12 protein-coding genes are annotated in these 15,856 nt (G+C 43.7%); all 12 read left to right on the top strand.

The features are described from left to right. Positions 1–297: 297 nt before the first annotated feature. Entirely contained in the window at positions 298–2,763 is a 2,466-nt protein-coding gene (gene secA, locus Q8O71_01220; protein ID MDP2705001.1) for a preprotein translocase subunit SecA, read from the top strand. Beyond that, a complete protein-coding gene (locus Q8O71_01215) occupies positions 2,708–3,667 on the top strand; it encodes a hypothetical protein (GenBank protein MDP2705000.1) in 960 nt (319 codons plus the stop codon). Before secA ends, Q8O71_01215 begins: the two co-directional genes overlap by 56 nt. A 26-nt stretch (positions 3,668–3,693) precedes the next feature. Continuing rightward, positions 3,694–4,329: a VTT domain-containing protein gene (locus Q8O71_01210; protein ID MDP2704999.1), complete on the top strand. Its 636-nt coding sequence runs from the start codon at positions 3,694–3,696 to the stop codon at positions 4,327–4,329. Between the two features lie 50 nt (positions 4,330–4,379). Then, positions 4,380–4,760, top strand: a complete 381-nt coding sequence (locus Q8O71_01205) for a hypothetical protein (protein MDP2704998.1) — start codon at positions 4,380–4,382, stop codon at positions 4,758–4,760. A gap of 7 nt (positions 4,761–4,767) precedes the next feature. Continuing rightward, a complete protein-coding gene (locus Q8O71_01200) occupies positions 4,768–5,313 on the top strand; it encodes a disulfide bond formation protein B (protein ID MDP2704997.1) in 546 nt (181 codons plus the stop codon). 25 nt (positions 5,314–5,338) lie between these two features. Continuing rightward, positions 5,339–6,394 carry an AI-2E family transporter gene (locus tag Q8O71_01195; GenBank protein MDP2704996.1) on the top strand — a complete coding sequence of 352 codons (1,056 nt, stop codon included), beginning with the start codon at positions 5,339–5,341 and terminating at the stop codon, positions 6,392–6,394. A gap of 5 nt (positions 6,395–6,399) precedes the next feature. Next, positions 6,400–9,120, top strand: coding sequence for an HAD-IC family P-type ATPase (locus tag Q8O71_01190; GenBank protein ID MDP2704995.1), 2,721 nt, complete (start codon positions 6,400–6,402; stop codon positions 9,118–9,120). A gap of 43 nt (positions 9,121–9,163) precedes the next feature. Beyond that, entirely contained in the window at positions 9,164–9,514 is a 351-nt protein-coding gene (locus tag Q8O71_01185) for a phage holin family protein (protein MDP2704994.1), read from the top strand. After that, positions 9,507–10,391: an MYG1 family protein gene (locus Q8O71_01180; GenBank protein MDP2704993.1), complete on the top strand. Its 885-nt coding sequence runs from the start codon at positions 9,507–9,509 to the stop codon at positions 10,389–10,391. Before Q8O71_01185 ends, Q8O71_01180 begins: the two co-directional genes overlap by 8 nt. Positions 10,392–10,414: 23 nt before the next feature. Beyond that, positions 10,415–11,398: a GTPase ObgE gene (obgE, locus tag Q8O71_01175; protein MDP2704992.1), complete on the top strand. Its 984-nt coding sequence runs from the start codon at positions 10,415–10,417 to the stop codon at positions 11,396–11,398. Then, positions 11,398–12,828 carry an Asp-tRNA(Asn)/Glu-tRNA(Gln) amidotransferase subunit GatB gene (gatB, locus tag Q8O71_01170; protein ID MDP2704991.1) on the top strand — a complete coding sequence of 477 codons (1,431 nt, stop codon included), beginning with the start codon at positions 11,398–11,400 and terminating at the stop codon, positions 12,826–12,828. Before obgE ends, gatB begins: the two co-directional genes overlap by 1 nt. Before the next feature lie 130 nt (positions 12,829–12,958). Continuing rightward, positions 12,959–15,856, top strand: a 2,898-nt coding sequence (locus Q8O71_01165) for a hypothetical protein (protein MDP2704990.1), incomplete at its 3' end; no start/stop codon positions are given.

The raw sequence follows: 15,856 nt of genomic DNA, 5'->3' as shown, positions 1-15,856 counted from the left end.
GGTCGTAAGAAATTTGTTTCTTCAACTGAAATAAAATTTCGAGATCACGCACTATTAAGCGTTTAGCAGTAATCACGATCAGTCGTAATTAGCGACGGGTCGCGCAATACAAATGGCCAAAAAAAAGAAAAAGGCTGCTAAGAAGCGAAAGACTGTAAAGAGAAAAGCAGCAAAAAAGAGACGACGTTAGTTTTCTCTTCTCCGTAACGCTTGTCAAAACCCATCTGCCTAAGACAGATGGGTTTTGCGTTTGGTTGTTTGGTACGAAGCCTATTTTGTGTTAAAGTTTCTTTTATCATGTTTTCCTTACAGGGGTTGTTCGGTTCGAGAGAAGCGCGCGAGCTTGATGCTTTGCGCCCTTTTGTTTCAAAAATTAACGAGCTTGAAAGTTCAATCTCTCCCCTTACAAACGACCAACTTAAAGCAAAAACTGATGAATTTAAGAGCCGTATCACGGAAGGGGAAACACTTGACTCCCTCCTTCCCGAGGCGTTTGCAGTAACGCGGGAAGCGGCGAAACGAACGCTCGGCGAACGCCATTACGACGTTCAGCTCCTCGGGGGCATCGTCCTTCATAAAGGAAGTATTGCCGAAATGAAAACGGGAGAAGGAAAAACACTTGTCGCGACACTTCCGACCTATCTCAATGCCCTTGAGGGAAAAGGTGCGCATGTGGTAACGGTCAACGATTATTTGTCGAGACGCGACGCAGTGTGGATGGGTCAAATATATGCCGCCCTCGGTCTTTCGGTGGGAGTCATCAATCATGAAAAATCATACCTGTACGACCCAGCACATAAGGAAAAAGACGAGACCCGCGATGAAGTGGGTTCATTTAAAGTTGTTTACGATTTTCTCCGCGAATGCAGCAGAAAAGAAGCGTACGCGGCGGATGTCACTTACGGCACGAACAATGAATTCGGCTTCGACTATTTGCGCGATAATCTGGAAGTCGATACGGCACGCCTAAGACAGCGCGAGTACCACTATGCCATTGTCGATGAAATCGACTCGATTCTTATTGATGAAGCCCGTACGCCTCTCATTATTTCAGCGCCCACATCTCAGTCAGAAAACCTATACCAAACATTTTCCCGGCTTGCACAATCGCTCAAAGAAGGACCGGATTATACGGTTGACGAGAAATTGAAAGCCATTACTCTTACCGACGAGGGAATTTCAAATGCGGAAAGAATTCTTGGTGTTGAGAATATTTATACGGAACGGGGAATGAAATACGTGCACCATCTTGAACTTTCGGTTAAAGCAAAAGCCCTTTTTACCAATGACAAAGAATATGTCGTCCGCGACGGGGAGGTCATCATAGTGGACGAATTTACGGGGAGACTTCAGCCGGGAAGAAGGTGGTCCGAGGGCCTTCATCAGGCGATTGAAGCGAAAGAAGGAGTTGCCATTCAAAAAGAATCGCGCACATTTGCCTCCATCACGTTCCAAAATTACTTCCGAATGTATAAAAAACTTTCTGGAATGACGGGTACCGCGCTCACGTCTGCGGAAGAATTTTATAAAGTATACGGTCTGCCTGTTCTTCCAATTCCTACGAACAGGCCAGTCGCGCGAAAAGACCACGATGACCTGATTTTCCAAACGGAACAGGGAAAGTTCAAAGCTGTAGTACGCAAGGTCAAAGAATTGACGCAAAAAGGCCAGCCGGTCCTGATTGGTACGGTATCCATAGAAAAAAACGAATTACTTTCCGAGTATCTGAAACGCGAAGGAATCCAATACGAAGTTTTGAACGCAAAAAACAATGAACGGGAAGGTGAAATCATTGCGCAGGCGGGTAAAAAAGCAGCAGTGACCATTGCAACAAACATGGCCGGCCGCGGGGTTGACATCAAACTCGGGGGGAATCCTTTTTCGAAAGAAGAATATGAGAAGGTGAAAGGGTCCGAGGGACTGTACGTTATCGGGACCGAACGACACGAAGCGCGCCGCATCGACAATCAGTTGCGCGGCCGCTCCGGCCGCCAAGGAGATCCAGGGGAAACGCAATTTTTCGTGTCGCTTGAAGACAGCCTTATGCGAATTTTTGCCACGGACACCATTAAAAATATGATGGGTAAGTTCGGTATTCCAGAAGACGAGCCGATTCAAAACGGCTTGATTACACGCTCTTTGGAGTCCGCCCAAAAGAAAATAGAGGGTTTTCACTTTGATGCGCGAAAACACGTTTTGGAATTTGACGATGTTTTAAACTACCAACGCAACATTATCTACAAACGTCGCCGGGAAATTTTAACCGGCGGCAACGAAGCACTTACGGCCTATCTTGAAAGTCTGGCGGATATCGCGACTGAAGAAGAAAAGAAAACACTTGAAGTCAAGAAAACGGAACTTGGCAACGAAGCCCTTGCCCGCACCCTCCGAATTCTCATCCTTCAGGCGGTTGATACGTTTTGGGTTGACCATCTTGAAATGATGGACTATTTGCGCAACAGCGTAAACTTACGCGCGTACGGACAACGTGATCCTCTTGTCGAATACAAAAGAGAAGGGCTGCAACTTTTCAAGCACATGGAGTCTTCCATCAAAGAACAGGTGCTCCATCTTCTCCCGAATCTAAAGGGAGAAGAAATAAAAAATATTCCTCAAGAAATGCAGGACATTGAAAAACAAGCCAATCTTATTTTAGGGCCCACTTTGGCAAATCAAACCGCTTCCAAATTTAAAGATGTGGGACGCAATGACCTGTGCCCGTGCGGAAGCGGCAAAAAATTCAAAAAATGCCATGGTAAATAATCGGGGGAAAAAGCATAACAAACCGGTACCTATTGCCGTTATCGGTTACGGAATCGTCGGACAAGCGCTTGCGTACAGTTTCTCTCGTCCTAAAATAAAAAAGGATTACCTTGTATCGTTTTATGACGAATATAAGGAATCGTCGCCTCTTGATACTGTCGTTAAAAAAAGCGATTTTATTTTTATTTGTCTTCCGACACCGATGAAACTGGATGAATCCGGCATCGACCTTTCTATCATTGAAGATGTAATTTCAAAAATAACACTGTATACAAACGGAACCGATAAAATTATCGTCATAAAATCAACCGTGGCACCGGGCACAACGGTATTCCTTGAAAAAAAATATCCCAAAACAAAATTTGCTTTTAGTCCCGAATTTTTAGCTGAAGCGCAATACCTGAAAGACGCGATACACCCGGATCGCATCATTATCGGCGCTTATGACAATCGAGTGTTACAGCGGGTGACTTTGCTGTTCAAGAACAGGTTTCCTAAAACAAAAATTTTCACGACCGACCCTACGACCGCTGAAATGGTAAAGTACATGGCTAATATGTATCTTGCTACAAAAGTCATTTTTGGGAATGAAATGTTTGATATGTGCCAAAAACTGGGTATTCCATATGAGGAGGTAAAAACGATGGTGGTCGCCGACCACCGTATCTATGATTCTCATCTCACTGTTACACCCGAACGTGGTTTTGGTGGAAAATGTTTCCCTAAAGACATGATTGCGTTTCTTGGCGCGGGAAAAGAACGCGGCGTCAATTTGGAATTACTTTCTACGGTTTGGAAGATAAACAAACGAATTCGCAAAGTTAGGGATTGGGAAGGAATCCCATTTGCGGTTTCCCAAGGCAAAAAAGGAATTAGCTTTGCCATAAAAAAGAAGAAGACCTGAAAAATAAAATTAAATAACCACTCCTCATGATTTCAAGTTTCGTTAATTTCATACAAACTGTCCTTTTGCCTCTCGGGGCCTGGGGTGTGTTTTTTGCAACGATTATAGAAGAAGTTATTGCTCCCATTCCTTCCGCGGCTGTTGTGCTTACCGCCGGATTTTTGTTGCCTGCCCACGTAGGGTGGTCTCCGGCCTTTTTCTCCGACGTTTTTTTTATCGTGGTGTTGCCATCTGCTCTTGGGGTTTCCATCGGTTCTTTGTTTGTATATGGTCTTGCGTATGCAAGCGGGAAACCGGTGATAGACAGGTGGGGGAAATGGCTGGGTGTCAGTTGGCAGGACATTGATACTGCACGAAACAAATTTACTTCCACATATAAAGACGAACTAACCGTTTTGTTCCTTCGCGCAATTCCTCTCGTTCCTTCGGTTGCCATTTCAGCGCTGTGCGGAATTATGAGAATGAATGTATGGAAATACCTCTTGGTAACGTTTATCGGATCTTTTATCAGAGCCTTTATCCTTGCTCTCATTGGTGCTCAAGTAGGAGAGTTATATTTTACATACGCGGCGCACATTGACCGACTTGAAAAAATTATTCTGTGGTTTATTGTAGGCGCCATTTCTCTTTTCATTCTATATCGATTTACAAAAAGGAAATAAAATATCCGGTAACTTGTGCTAAACAACAAAGAAGTTATAATCAAAACAATATGAAAAAATACGCTATACCTTTCCTTGCAGTTGCCGTTATTGGCGCGGGACTTTTTTTCCTAATAACCACACCGGACAAGCCCGGAGAACTCGACGCTTTTACTGCTTGCCTTAAAGATAAAGAAGCCATATTTTACGGTGCATTTTGGTGCCCAAACTGTGCTAATCAAAAAGCGATGTTTGGTCGTTCAATGAAGAAACTTCCCTATATCGAGTGCTCGACACCGGATGGAAACAGTCAGCTGCAAGCATGTAAAGATAAAGGTATTACTGCCTACCCGACTTGGGACTTTGCGGATGGGGAACGTGTAACGGGAACAATTCCTCTTGATTATCTGTCGGAGAAAACGGGTTGCGAGTTGCCAATACCAACCCAGTAATACACACATGTTCGAGTCTTCTCTTTTAAGTGTTCAAATTTTTTCTTCACTTACGCTTGTCGGTGATGTGTTTTTCCCGTTTTTGTTGTTGTTTCTTTTTTTAGGATCGGGGAAATGGCATCAAAAAATATTTTCCCATATAGGCCACTATGCCTTCCAATACGGGCTTTTTACGGTGGGAGCAGGCATCTTAGGCTCGATGTTTTTCTCATCTGTCATAGGATTCGCTCCCTGTGAGCTATGCTGGTACCAGCGGATTTTTCTTTTCCCCCAGTTCTTTATTTTCGCTGTTGCTTTATGGAAAAAAGACAATACCGCCATTTACTATAGTCTCGCTCTTTCTCTTGTGGGAATTGTCCTCGCTTTCTACCAATCTTATATTCAATGGGGCGGCCTTTCCATTCTGCCGTGTACCGCAGAAGGCGCGGAATGTTCAAAAATATTTTTCAAAGAATTTGGTTATATCACTATTCCCGTAATGTCTTTCACTACATTTGCGTACCTTATTTTGTTGATGTACATCCGTAAGCGAAGTACAACGAACAGAGTTTAGAGGCGTGTGTTATTATAAAGTGAATATGTCGGCTGAAAATAACGTCCACCGTCTTCAGTCATATTTTTTCTTTTTTCTTATAGGGGGAGTAATAATCCTGACGTTTTTTATTTTTAAACCCTATATAGCGATACTTTTCCTCGGTCTTGTCTTCTCAATTATATTTGAGCCGATTCATCGGCGTATTAATTTACTATGCGGAAACCATGAAGGGGTGGCAGCTTTCGTTTCAGTAATGCTTGTATTGGTTCTTATCCTTGCCCCGTGTATTTTTTTTGGGACCCTTCTTTTCCAGGAAGCAACCGACTTATATGTCCGTCTCGGGCAAAATGGCATCCCGGAAATTTTTAATAACGTACTGCGACAATTCGAATCACTTATCGAGAAAGTTAATCCGCGAGTGGCTTTTGACATCACGGAACATGTAGACATACGGCGTTACGCCGAACAAGGATTATTATGGGTGCTTGATAATTTCGGATCGTTTTTCTCCGGTGTGTTGCGCGGTATTGTGGGGTTTCTTTTTCTTATTATTGCCATTTTTTATTTTTTCAAAGATGGCCGGCGTTTTACCGATTATCTTATTTCCGTCAGTCCGCTCCCGGACACGCATGACAAGGCGATTATAGGCAAACTAAGACTTGCCGTACGCTCGGTTATTAACGGTTACCTTCTCATCGCGGTGGTGCAAGGAATTCTCACGGGTATCGGCTTTGCCCTTTTTTCCCTTCCCAGCGCCGTATTGTGGGCTTTTATCACGATGATTGTTTCTTTTCTGCCTCTTTTCGGTATTAGCCTGGTATTTATTCCAGCGATACTTTTCCTTTTCTTTTCCGGGAACCTACTTGCGTCCGTTGGCTTGTTCCTGTGGGCGGTGTTTATAGTCGGGCTTGTGGACAATATTCTCGGGCCAATTTTTATTGAACGGGGAATGAAAATTCACCCGTTTCTCATCCTTATTTCAATTGTCGGAGGGCTTGAGGTGATGGGTCCGGTAGGTTTTATTGCCGGACCGGTGGTGCTCAGTCTCTTTTTTGCACTTCTTGAAATACATTCTTCCATGCTTAAAAAATCGGTGTAAGCAAGATGGAAATAGACCTTTCAAAAATAATATGGCACACCAAAGACGCACGTGACGTTCTTAAGGCGTTTGAATCCTCTGAAGAAGGTTTATCTTCCGACGAAGCGCTGACGCGCCTAAAAACCATAGGAGAAAATAAACTTCCCGAATCCAAGGGAGAAAGTGTTGCGGCAATTTTTTTGAGGCAGTTTCAAAGCCCTCTCATTTATATTCTCCTAATTGCAAGTCTTATTGTCTTTTTTCTCGGAGAGTTTGTGGACACCGTCATTATCCTTATTGTGCTTTTCGTGAATGCCATTATTGGAGCGGTTCAGGAAGGAAGAGCACAAAATACACTGCGTGCGCTTAAACAATTTACAAAAACAAATGCGCGGGTTCTTCGGGGAGGAAAGGAATTGGTTGTTGAGGATGCCCACATTGTTCCCGGGGACATTATTTTACTCGGAGAAGGTGATAAAATTTCCGCCGACGCTCGACTACTCGAAACATACAATCTCAAACTCAACGAAGCGGCGCTCACCGGAGAATCTGAACCGGTTGAAAAAAATACGCTTATTCTCAGAAATGAAAAATTACCTACAGCCGACCAAAAAAATATGCTTTTTAAGGGTACGTTTATCGCTTCAGGAACTGCCCAGGCCATTGTTGTGGGCACTGGTCTCAATACGGTTATCGGAAGTATAGCTAAAGAAATGTCTTCCATAGACGCGGATGTGCCTCTCAAGGAGGATATAAAAAATCTTTCGCAAATACTTAGTCTGACAATACTCTCTGCAAGTGTTTTTATCTTCGTACTCGGTATACTTGGTGGCATTCCTCTCGAAGAAATGTTTTTTACATCGGTTGCTATAGCTGTCTCTGTTATTCCGGAAGGGTTGCCAATTGTTATTACGCTTATCTTGGCGACAGGAGTATACCGTATGGGAAAACAGAATGCCCTTGTGAAAAAATTGCAGGCGGTTGATGCGCTTGGATATGCCACTGTTATCGCGGTGGATAAAACCGGCACAGTGACGAAAAATGAAATGACGGTTGAACGCGTATTTGTCTCGGATAAACGGTTTGATGTGACGGGGAACGGTTATGAGCCGGAGGGAGACATATTACTTGAAAAAGAAGTAATCGACCCACTTAACCATCAAGAGTTGTTGCTTGTCGGAAAAATCGCCTCCCTTGGTTCAATGGCGCGCGTGTATCTTTCCGAGGAAGCAAAGCAGTGGAAAATTTCGGGAGACCCGACCGAAGCCGCCATTGCCGTCTTTGGCAAGAAAATCGGTTTTCACAAAAACGAACTTGAAAAAGAAACTCCGCTTATCGTCGATATCCCCATGAGTGCCGAAACAAATTTTCACGCCTCATTGCATGACATGCGCGAATCCGCCATCCTCACCGTGATTGGTGCACCGGAAAAAATCTTTGAATTGTGTGATAACGTCTGGATAAATGGCGCAACAAAAAAATTTACCCAGAAAGAAAGGGAGACGTTTGAATCCGCTATCGAAAAAATGTCTTCGGACGGCTTGCGTGTCATTGCCGCTGCAGTTAACGAACGGGCTCCGAAAGAGATTACAATCGGCTCAATATCAAAACTGACACTCGTATGTCTATACGGAATGAGAGACGCACTGAGGCAGGGTGTCCGGGAATCCATAGAACAAGCACGCGCCGGAGGGGTGAAGGTGGTAATGATTACCGGTGACCATCGAATGACAGCGAAGGCAATTGCCAGAGACGCCGGTATTTGGAGGGAGGGCGATGAAATTGTAACGGGAAAAGAACTTACGGAAATGAGTGAAAAAGATTTGCTCGCGAAACTCAAAAAAACCACTGTTTTTGCGCGCGTTACTCCGCAACACAAACTTGCCATCATAGAAAGTTATCGGAAAAACAAAGAGATTGTCGCGATGACTGGCGACGGCGTTAACGATGCTCTTTCCCTGATGGCGGCGGATTTGGGTGTCGCCATGGGTAAAATGGGGACGGAAGTCACCAAAGAAGCGGCAGACATCGTCCTGCTTGACGATAATTTTAAAAGTATCGTCCTTGCCATGGAAGAAGGAAGAAACATTTATCACACTATAAAAAAAGTCCTGCTCTATCTTTTTTCAACAGGAGTGGGGGAACTGTTTACAATAGTATTTGCGCTTTTCTTGGCACTTCCTCTTCCTCTTCTTCCTACCCAAATCCTATGGCTCAACCTTGTTACGGATGGTTTCCTTGTTGTTGCTATGGCGATGGAACCGAAAGAAAAATTGACATTGGAGCGTCTTGGAAAACGCCGCCGGCACCTCGTCGACCCGCTCATGATACAGAGGGTAATCCTTTTAGGGCTAACCATGACCGCAGGTTCCCTGTACCTTTTTAGCCGTTTTTATGAAGTGGATATAGTCAAGGGCTGGACGATTGCTTTGACGACGCTTGCGGTTTTCCAATGGTTGAATGTATGGAACTGCCGATCCGAAGAGGCTTCCATTTTTTCTCTGAATCCTTTTTCAAATCTCTATCTTGTTTTTTCAACGGTTATAGTAATCGCATTGCAAACATTTGTTATTTATAATCCTATTGCACAAGGAATATTACACACAACCGCGCTATCTTTGCATGACTGGATGCTCATTGTCTTTGTTGCCTCAACAGTGCTGATTGTTGAAGAGATAAGAAAATTTTTCTATCGCAATTTTGGGCGACCGGTTTCTCAAAAAAATCTTCATGTAAAACCCGCGTAATCTCTCCTTGCATTATGACGGGAAGAGTCTACAATCATACAGCATGATAAATATTATTCTTACCTGGCTTTTTACGGCCCTCACACTTCTTTTATCGGCGCAACTGCTTCCAAGCATTGTTATCGACGGTTTTCGCACCGCCCTCATGGTTTCTTTTATCTGGGGTCTTTTTAATGTGCTCATAAAACCAATCATTGTTATTTTGACGCTTCCTCTGAATATACTCACACTCGGTCTCTTTACATTCGTGATTAACGGTTTTCTTTTCTGGCTTATTTCAACTTTTGTTTCGGGTTTTTCCGTCGGTTCTTTTTTTGATGCGGTACTTGCGACCTTGCTTATATCGGCGGTAAGTTTCCTTATCCAAAAAATAATAAAAAGAGACGATGACTAAGTCTATTACTATCGTAACGCATAGCGGTAATTTCCATGCCGATGACGTATTTGCGGTTGCAACACTATGTTTGCATATAAAAAAGAAAGTACGGATTATTCGTACACGCGATCCGCATCTTTTTGCTTCTGCGGATTACGTTGTTGATGTCGGAACTGTGTACAATCAAAAAAAGAATCGCTTTGACCACCACCAAAGAGGGGGGGGTGGCATAAGAAAAAATAAAATTCCCTATGCCTCTTTCGGACTTGTGTGGAAAAAATTCGGAGCACGCATCTGTGCTTCGGTAAAAACCGCCGAAATCATTGAAAAAAGAATAGTTGAATCGGTGGATGCAATAGACAATGGAGCGTTTTTTTTCAAAGCGAATGGGGAAATCAGGCCCTATCTCGTAGATGATTTTATACAAGCATTTTGCCCAACATGGAAAGAAACAAAGTACTCGACTGACAAAGCATTCCTCTATCTTGTCGGCATTGCGAAAGAACTTCTTAAGCGTGAAGTTATCCGTGTCAAAAATAAACAGCACGGATTGCGTATTGTTGAGGGTATCTATAAAAAGACAAAAGACAAGCGTTTTCTTGTGATGAATAAGCATTATCCCTATAAAGACGCACTAGCTAAACGCAAGACTCTTTTTGTAGTGCGTCCTGAAATGGGGAATCTGACGTGGAGAGTCGAGGCTGTGCCCGAAACAGCGCATAGTTTTGTTTCCAAAAAGCTTTTTCCAAAAAAATGGGCAGGAAAAAGGGATAAGGAACTTGCCCTCATTTCCGGTGTTTCCGATGCAGTTTTTTGCCATAATAATCGTTTTATTGCAGTTGCAAAATCAAAAGAAGGAGCAATCGCACTCGCTCGTTTGGCGCTTGCCAACTAAGGCGAGCGTGTATACTTAAAGACATGGCACTTATAGACGAAATTCAGATTGACATTAAGGCGGGCCGCGGAGGCGACGGCGTTGTCCGTTGGCTTCATGAAAAAGGAAAGGAATTTGGAGGTCCGAATGGAGGAAATGGCGGCAAGGGAGGCAATGTCTACGCTCATGCTTTGCGCGATTTGAGCATTCTTGAACGCTACAGGCATATAAAAGTGTTAAAAGCTGAAGATGGTAAAGCTGGAGAAAAACAAAGCAAGCACGGCAGAGACGGCGAAGACCTCATTGTCGATGTTCCAACGGGCTCGGTTATTACCAATCTTGATACGGGAACAGTTCGAAATCTTCTCAAAGAAGGAGAGTCTGTTCTTCTGCTTGAGGGAGGAAGAGGGGGACTTGGAAATGAACGTTTCAAATCATCAACCAATGTCCGACCGATGGAATCCACTCCGGGGAAAGACGGTGAAGAGGCAAAATTTCTTATTGAACTTGAGCTTATTGCCGATGCCGGGCTTATCGGTCTCCCCAATGCCGGTAAGACAAGTCTTTTAAATGCCTTGACTCGTGCTCACGCTAAAGTGGGGAATTATAACTTTACGACTTTAGAACCGAATCTCGGAGACCTCTACGGTTTCATTCTTGCGGATATTCCCGGTCTCATTGAAGGGGCCTCCGAAGGAAAGGGACTCGGATTCACTTTCTTGCGGCACATAAAGAGGACAAAAATGATTTTTCACTGCATTTCTCTCGAACATGAAGACCTAAAAATTCCGTACCGAACTATTCGAAAAGAGCTTGAAGAATATGGGCACGATCTTGCAAGAAAACAAGAAGCTATCATTCTCACAAAATCTGACCTCGTCTCTCCAGAACAGCACGAAAAAATCATAAAAAAAGCCAGAAAGACGTTTCCTGTTGTTTTTTCAGTTTCAATTAACGATGAAATCTCCGTAAAAATCCTTAAAGATGGAATTGTTAAACTTCTTCGGGATATTGAAAAAACAACATAATGAGAACGTACAAAGCGACTATTGGTCTTGAAATACACGCGGAACTCAAAACAAGAACAAAGATGTTCTGCAATTCAAAAAATGACAGCGAAGAAAAGCGTCCAAACGTCAACGTGTGCCCCATTTGTATGGGTCACCCCGGAACGCTTCCTGTTATTAACAAAGAAGCGGTTAAACATGTGCTTAGGGTGGGGATAGCCGCCAAGGGAACCATTGCCGATTTTTCTGAGTTTGATAGAAAAAATTATTTTTATCCCGATATTCCCAAGGGATATCAAATCAGTCAATACAAGCATCCTCTTATTACCGGTGGAATGATCAGCGGAATTGCGCTCAGTCGTATCCACCTTGAAGAAGATACTGCAAGTTCTTCACATGAGGAAGAACACAGTCTCGTCAACTTCAATCGTGCAGGCGTTCCTTTGATGGAACTTGTTACCGAACCTGTAATTGAGAATGGCACACAGGCAGTCGCCTTTGCAAAGGAGCTCCAATTACTTTTACAATACTTGGGAGCGGGAGATGCAAATATGGAAAAAGGAGAAATGCGCGTTGAGGCGAACATCTCCGTGAGTGCGGACAGCACGCTTGGAACAAAAGTGGAAGTAAAAAATCTTAACTCATTTAAGGCTGTTGAACACGCCATTGAATTTGAAATTGAACGGCAATCAAAGTTGCTTGATAGGGGAGAGAAAGTTGCACAAGAAACCCGAGGTTTTGATGAAACAAAGGGCATAACTTTCTCACAGCGTACAAAAGAAGACTCACATGACTACCGATATTTTCCCGACCCCGATTTGCCGAAGTTATTTATTTCGGAAATTCCCGAATTCAATACACAAGTACTTTCAAAAGAACTTCCAGAGTTACCTTGGGAGAGAAGAGAGCGATATATAAAAAAATTCAGTCTTCGCGCAAGTGATGCAGAAATTTTCTTACAAAATGATTTTCTCCGAGAAATGTTTGAGGCTGTCACAGAACATGTGAAAAATGACCCCGAACTTATTCGCTTGGCGGGAAATTATATAGTATCCGACATGGCGGGACTACTTCGAGACTCTGCCATTCAAGGTAGCCAAACGAATATAAAAACAGATTTTTTTATTGAAATAATAAAGATGATCAAGGAAGGCACACTTTCCTCCCGCGGAGCAAAAGATACCTTGAAAATACTTTATGAGACCGGGAAAAGTCCGAAAGAAATTGTTTCGGAAAAAGGGCTCGCACAGAAAAATGACCTAGAAGAATTAGGGTCCATAGTAACCAAAATTATTGAAAAAAATCCGGAAGTTGTAAGCAAATATCTTTCCGGCAAAGAAGCTTCACTCCAATTCCTTGTAGGCCAAGGAATGAAAGAAAGCAAGGGAAGTGCCAATCCCAAGGCTCTTGCAGAGCTTATCAAAGAAAAACTCGGCAACCCGAGAAAATAAAACTCCTCAAATCTCGGTTAAAATAAGGCTATCTCGGGTAAACGAGACTCACCCGAGATAGCCTTATTTATCCACAGTTTTTTTGAAAAAATCATATAAAAATCAGCCCCAAAATCATATAATATAAGTAATGGCTGATGATCTCCTTATAAGGGGTGAAAAATATATCTCGGCTAGACGAGCAGCCGAGATTACTGGTTATGAACGAGATTACATCGGACAACTTTGTCGTCTCGGGAAAATAGATTGCACCTTTGTTGGTAGGGGTTGGTTTGTCAGTGAAAAATCAATTCTCAAGCATAAGAGTGCCAATACCCCGAATGGGAAAAAGGAGAAAATAACAGGTCCGATTTTACCTTCAAAAGCATTTTCCAAAGCTACCACCTCTTCATCTCGTATTTCCAAGCCAACTACGAAAATTGCCAGAAATTTTTTCCAACCCCTCTCATTTTCAGTAGACACGCTTGTCAGTTCGTTCGTGATTCTTCTTGTGGTGTTCGGAGGTTACTTGTATACCAATCCGGTATCCGCAGAAAAAGTTGCACGCGCTTTTGAAAACACTGCACGCAAAGCAATACACCTGGCTGCCGCTGTTGTGGGAGAAACCAAAGAGTTGCTTGTGTCCGAACAGGATGTGTTAACTGTAAAAACATACCCATCCTTATTTCAAACAATTAATCATATTCCGCGATCCTTTAAAAATTCTCTTCATGCATTAAATCAAAGTATTGATGAGGGGAAGAAAAAAATCGCTGTCGACTTCTTTTCTTTTTTCGGAACAGAAAAAGTGGATGACACTTTTGAGGCGGAGAATAAAAAACTGACTTTCTCATTTACTTCAGAAAAACAAAAAAAGGCCGCGGAACAACTCCCAAGTTTGGCCAGTCGCCCAATTTCATCATGGTATCAAGGTGCTAATATTTTTAGTGGCACGAAGCAGGTGGTGGATATTGCATCGCGAGATTTATACAGAAGCGTAAATAGTTTTGTGTATGAATTTTTGTACGGGGGTATTGAAATTCCAACATACGTTGTCGACCTCACCCGTCCTAAAACAGGTGCACCGCCGGGAACGACAATAATCGTCAAAGAGACGACCGTTGTTCAACCACAGAAACCCTCTGTGGTTTCGGCCGTTAATAAGGGGGACTCTGTAAGTACCTCAAATCTAGTCACTAAAAGTGAATTTGAAACGCGTCTGAGCGAAACAACGAACTCCCTTCTTCAAAAAATTTACTCTCTTACGAACAATGGAGGCGGTGCAAGTTACTTTTCTCCTTCTGTCCCCCAGCCCGTTCAGCTACTCAATGTAATTAACAATCTTCCTTCGGGAGTCGATATCACGTCGCCCTCAATTACGGGTGGAAGCTGGAGTGATGCCAACATTACAAGCGGTTCGGGAAGTTTCGGTGTTCTCTCCAGCAATACATTTTCAAGCGGCGATGTTTTAGTCAATGGCGATTTAACCATCTCCTCACTTTCCGACGGTTGTCTGGAAGCGGCAAGTGGCTTAATCACGTCAACAGGAGTTGCCTGCGGTAGTGGAAGCGGAGGCGGTTCTTCCTTCGGCCAAGCATTCGAAATCACCACTAACATTTTTTCCCAAGCTTCTCTCAAAGCAACTTCCACCGCCACCCACAACCTGGTTATTGATGGCACCGGTACTTCCACTTTCTCCGGAGGTCTTGAAGTCTGGAGACAAATCGCTGCTCCGTACTTCCAGGCGACGTCAACTACCGCCTCCACATTTCCATACGCTTCAACGACGGCTCTTTCAGTTTCAGGCCTCACTTCAGGAAGAATTCCATTCATCACCACAGGCGGCCTCTTTACCGACAGCGGTGCGCTTACCTTTGACGGCACAACTCTCTCAACAACAGCTTTCTCCCTCGGTTCTCTCAATGGGCCCCTCCAAGCAAACGCAGGAATCGTTTCCGCCACCACGTCAATCGGAGTTCTCTACGGAGGCACAGGCTTAACCTCCGCTCCCTCATACGGACAACTGCTTGTCGGAAACTCCTCAAGCGGATACACCCTGACCTCCACTTCATCATTGGGCTTCATTGGGGAAAACTTCAAAGACTGGAATCTCACCACGAACGTCTTCAATCAATCGGCGCTTACTTCAACGACAACCCAAAACATTCTGGTTTCCGGTGTTGGCACCTCAACATTTTCAGGAGGCCTTGAAGTCTGGAGACAGATCGCTGCTCCGTACTTTCATGCAACGACCACAGCCACCTCAACGTTTGCGGGAGGACTTACGGTTGGCGGCTCAACAGGAGTTGATATTTCTGCTGCCTCAGGGCTACTCACACTTGGGGGAACAGGGGGGGTGAATAATGAAAATGTGACAATTAATTTTGAGACTACGGCAAACCGATATATTTTTGACTCTACAACAGGCGCTGCTGCTGAATTTAGAGACGAAATACGTCAAACTTTTAGTACTGGTTATTATTTTGAGGACGGCTCTTTTATTAATATTGGAACTACTGTAAACGATTCAAAATTTCGTTGGACAACGATAGGGAATGATAGTCTTCAAATTGGGATAGGTGTAGGGTCTGCCAACCAGTCCGGGTATATTAATATTATTGATTCTGCGGATACTGACAATGCGAACAGGTCTCCTCTTACAACATCAGCCAACCCCGTATTAAGGATTTACTCATCAGACGAAACAGATGCGACAGACTATTTGGAAATGTATCATAACCAGACCAATGCAATTTTTGGTTGGGGTAATGGGAATTTATTATTTGGTAATGGTGTGGCAACTACAACACTTACTTCCGCCGGCAACCTCGGCATCGGCACCACCTCCCCATACGCCAAGTTAAGCGTCGTCGGAGAAATCGTCGGTGCATACTTCACCGCCACCACCACAGCCACCTCAACCTTCGCAGGAGGGTTAAATGTTTTGGCCATCAATCAAACGGGCACCGCATCATCAACTTTTGCCCGAGGCATCCAATTGTCATCGGGATGTTTCCAGATGCCTGACGGAAGTTGCGCCGGTTCCTCA

It is taken from the genome of bacterium (assembly GCA_030690305.1).
GTDB lineage: Bacteria > Patescibacteriota > Minisyncoccia > Phycocordibacterales > JAGLPS01 > JBBUCK01.
Note: the sequence above shows the minus strand (reverse complement) of the source record. Positions and strands in the feature narration are given on the sequence as shown.

Coding starts and splice junctions, on each gene's coding strand:
- obgE (MDP2704992.1), top strand. CDS start 10,415: ATGGCACTTATAGACGAAATTCAGATTGACATTAAGGCGGGCCGCGGA.
- Q8O71_01205 (MDP2704998.1), top strand. CDS start 4,380: ATGAAAAAATACGCTATACCTTTCCTTGCAGTTGCCGTTATTGGCGCG.
- Q8O71_01195 (MDP2704996.1), top strand. CDS start 5,339: ATGTCGGCTGAAAATAACGTCCACCGTCTTCAGTCATATTTTTTCTTT.
- gatB (MDP2704991.1), top strand. CDS start 11,398: ATGAGAACGTACAAAGCGACTATTGGTCTTGAAATACACGCGGAACTC.
- Q8O71_01180 (MDP2704993.1), top strand. CDS start 9,507: ATGACTAAGTCTATTACTATCGTAACGCATAGCGGTAATTTCCATGCC.
- Q8O71_01190 (MDP2704995.1), top strand. CDS start 6,400: ATGGAAATAGACCTTTCAAAAATAATATGGCACACCAAAGACGCACGT.
- Q8O71_01200 (MDP2704997.1), top strand. CDS start 4,768: ATGTTCGAGTCTTCTCTTTTAAGTGTTCAAATTTTTTCTTCACTTACG.
- Q8O71_01210 (MDP2704999.1), top strand. CDS start 3,694: ATGATTTCAAGTTTCGTTAATTTCATACAAACTGTCCTTTTGCCTCTC.
- Q8O71_01185 (MDP2704994.1), top strand. CDS start 9,164: ATGATAAATATTATTCTTACCTGGCTTTTTACGGCCCTCACACTTCTT.
- secA (MDP2705001.1), top strand. CDS start 298: ATGTTTTCCTTACAGGGGTTGTTCGGTTCGAGAGAAGCGCGCGAGCTT.
- Q8O71_01215 (MDP2705000.1), top strand. CDS start 2,708: ATGACCTGTGCCCGTGCGGAAGCGGCAAAAAATTCAAAAAATGCCATG.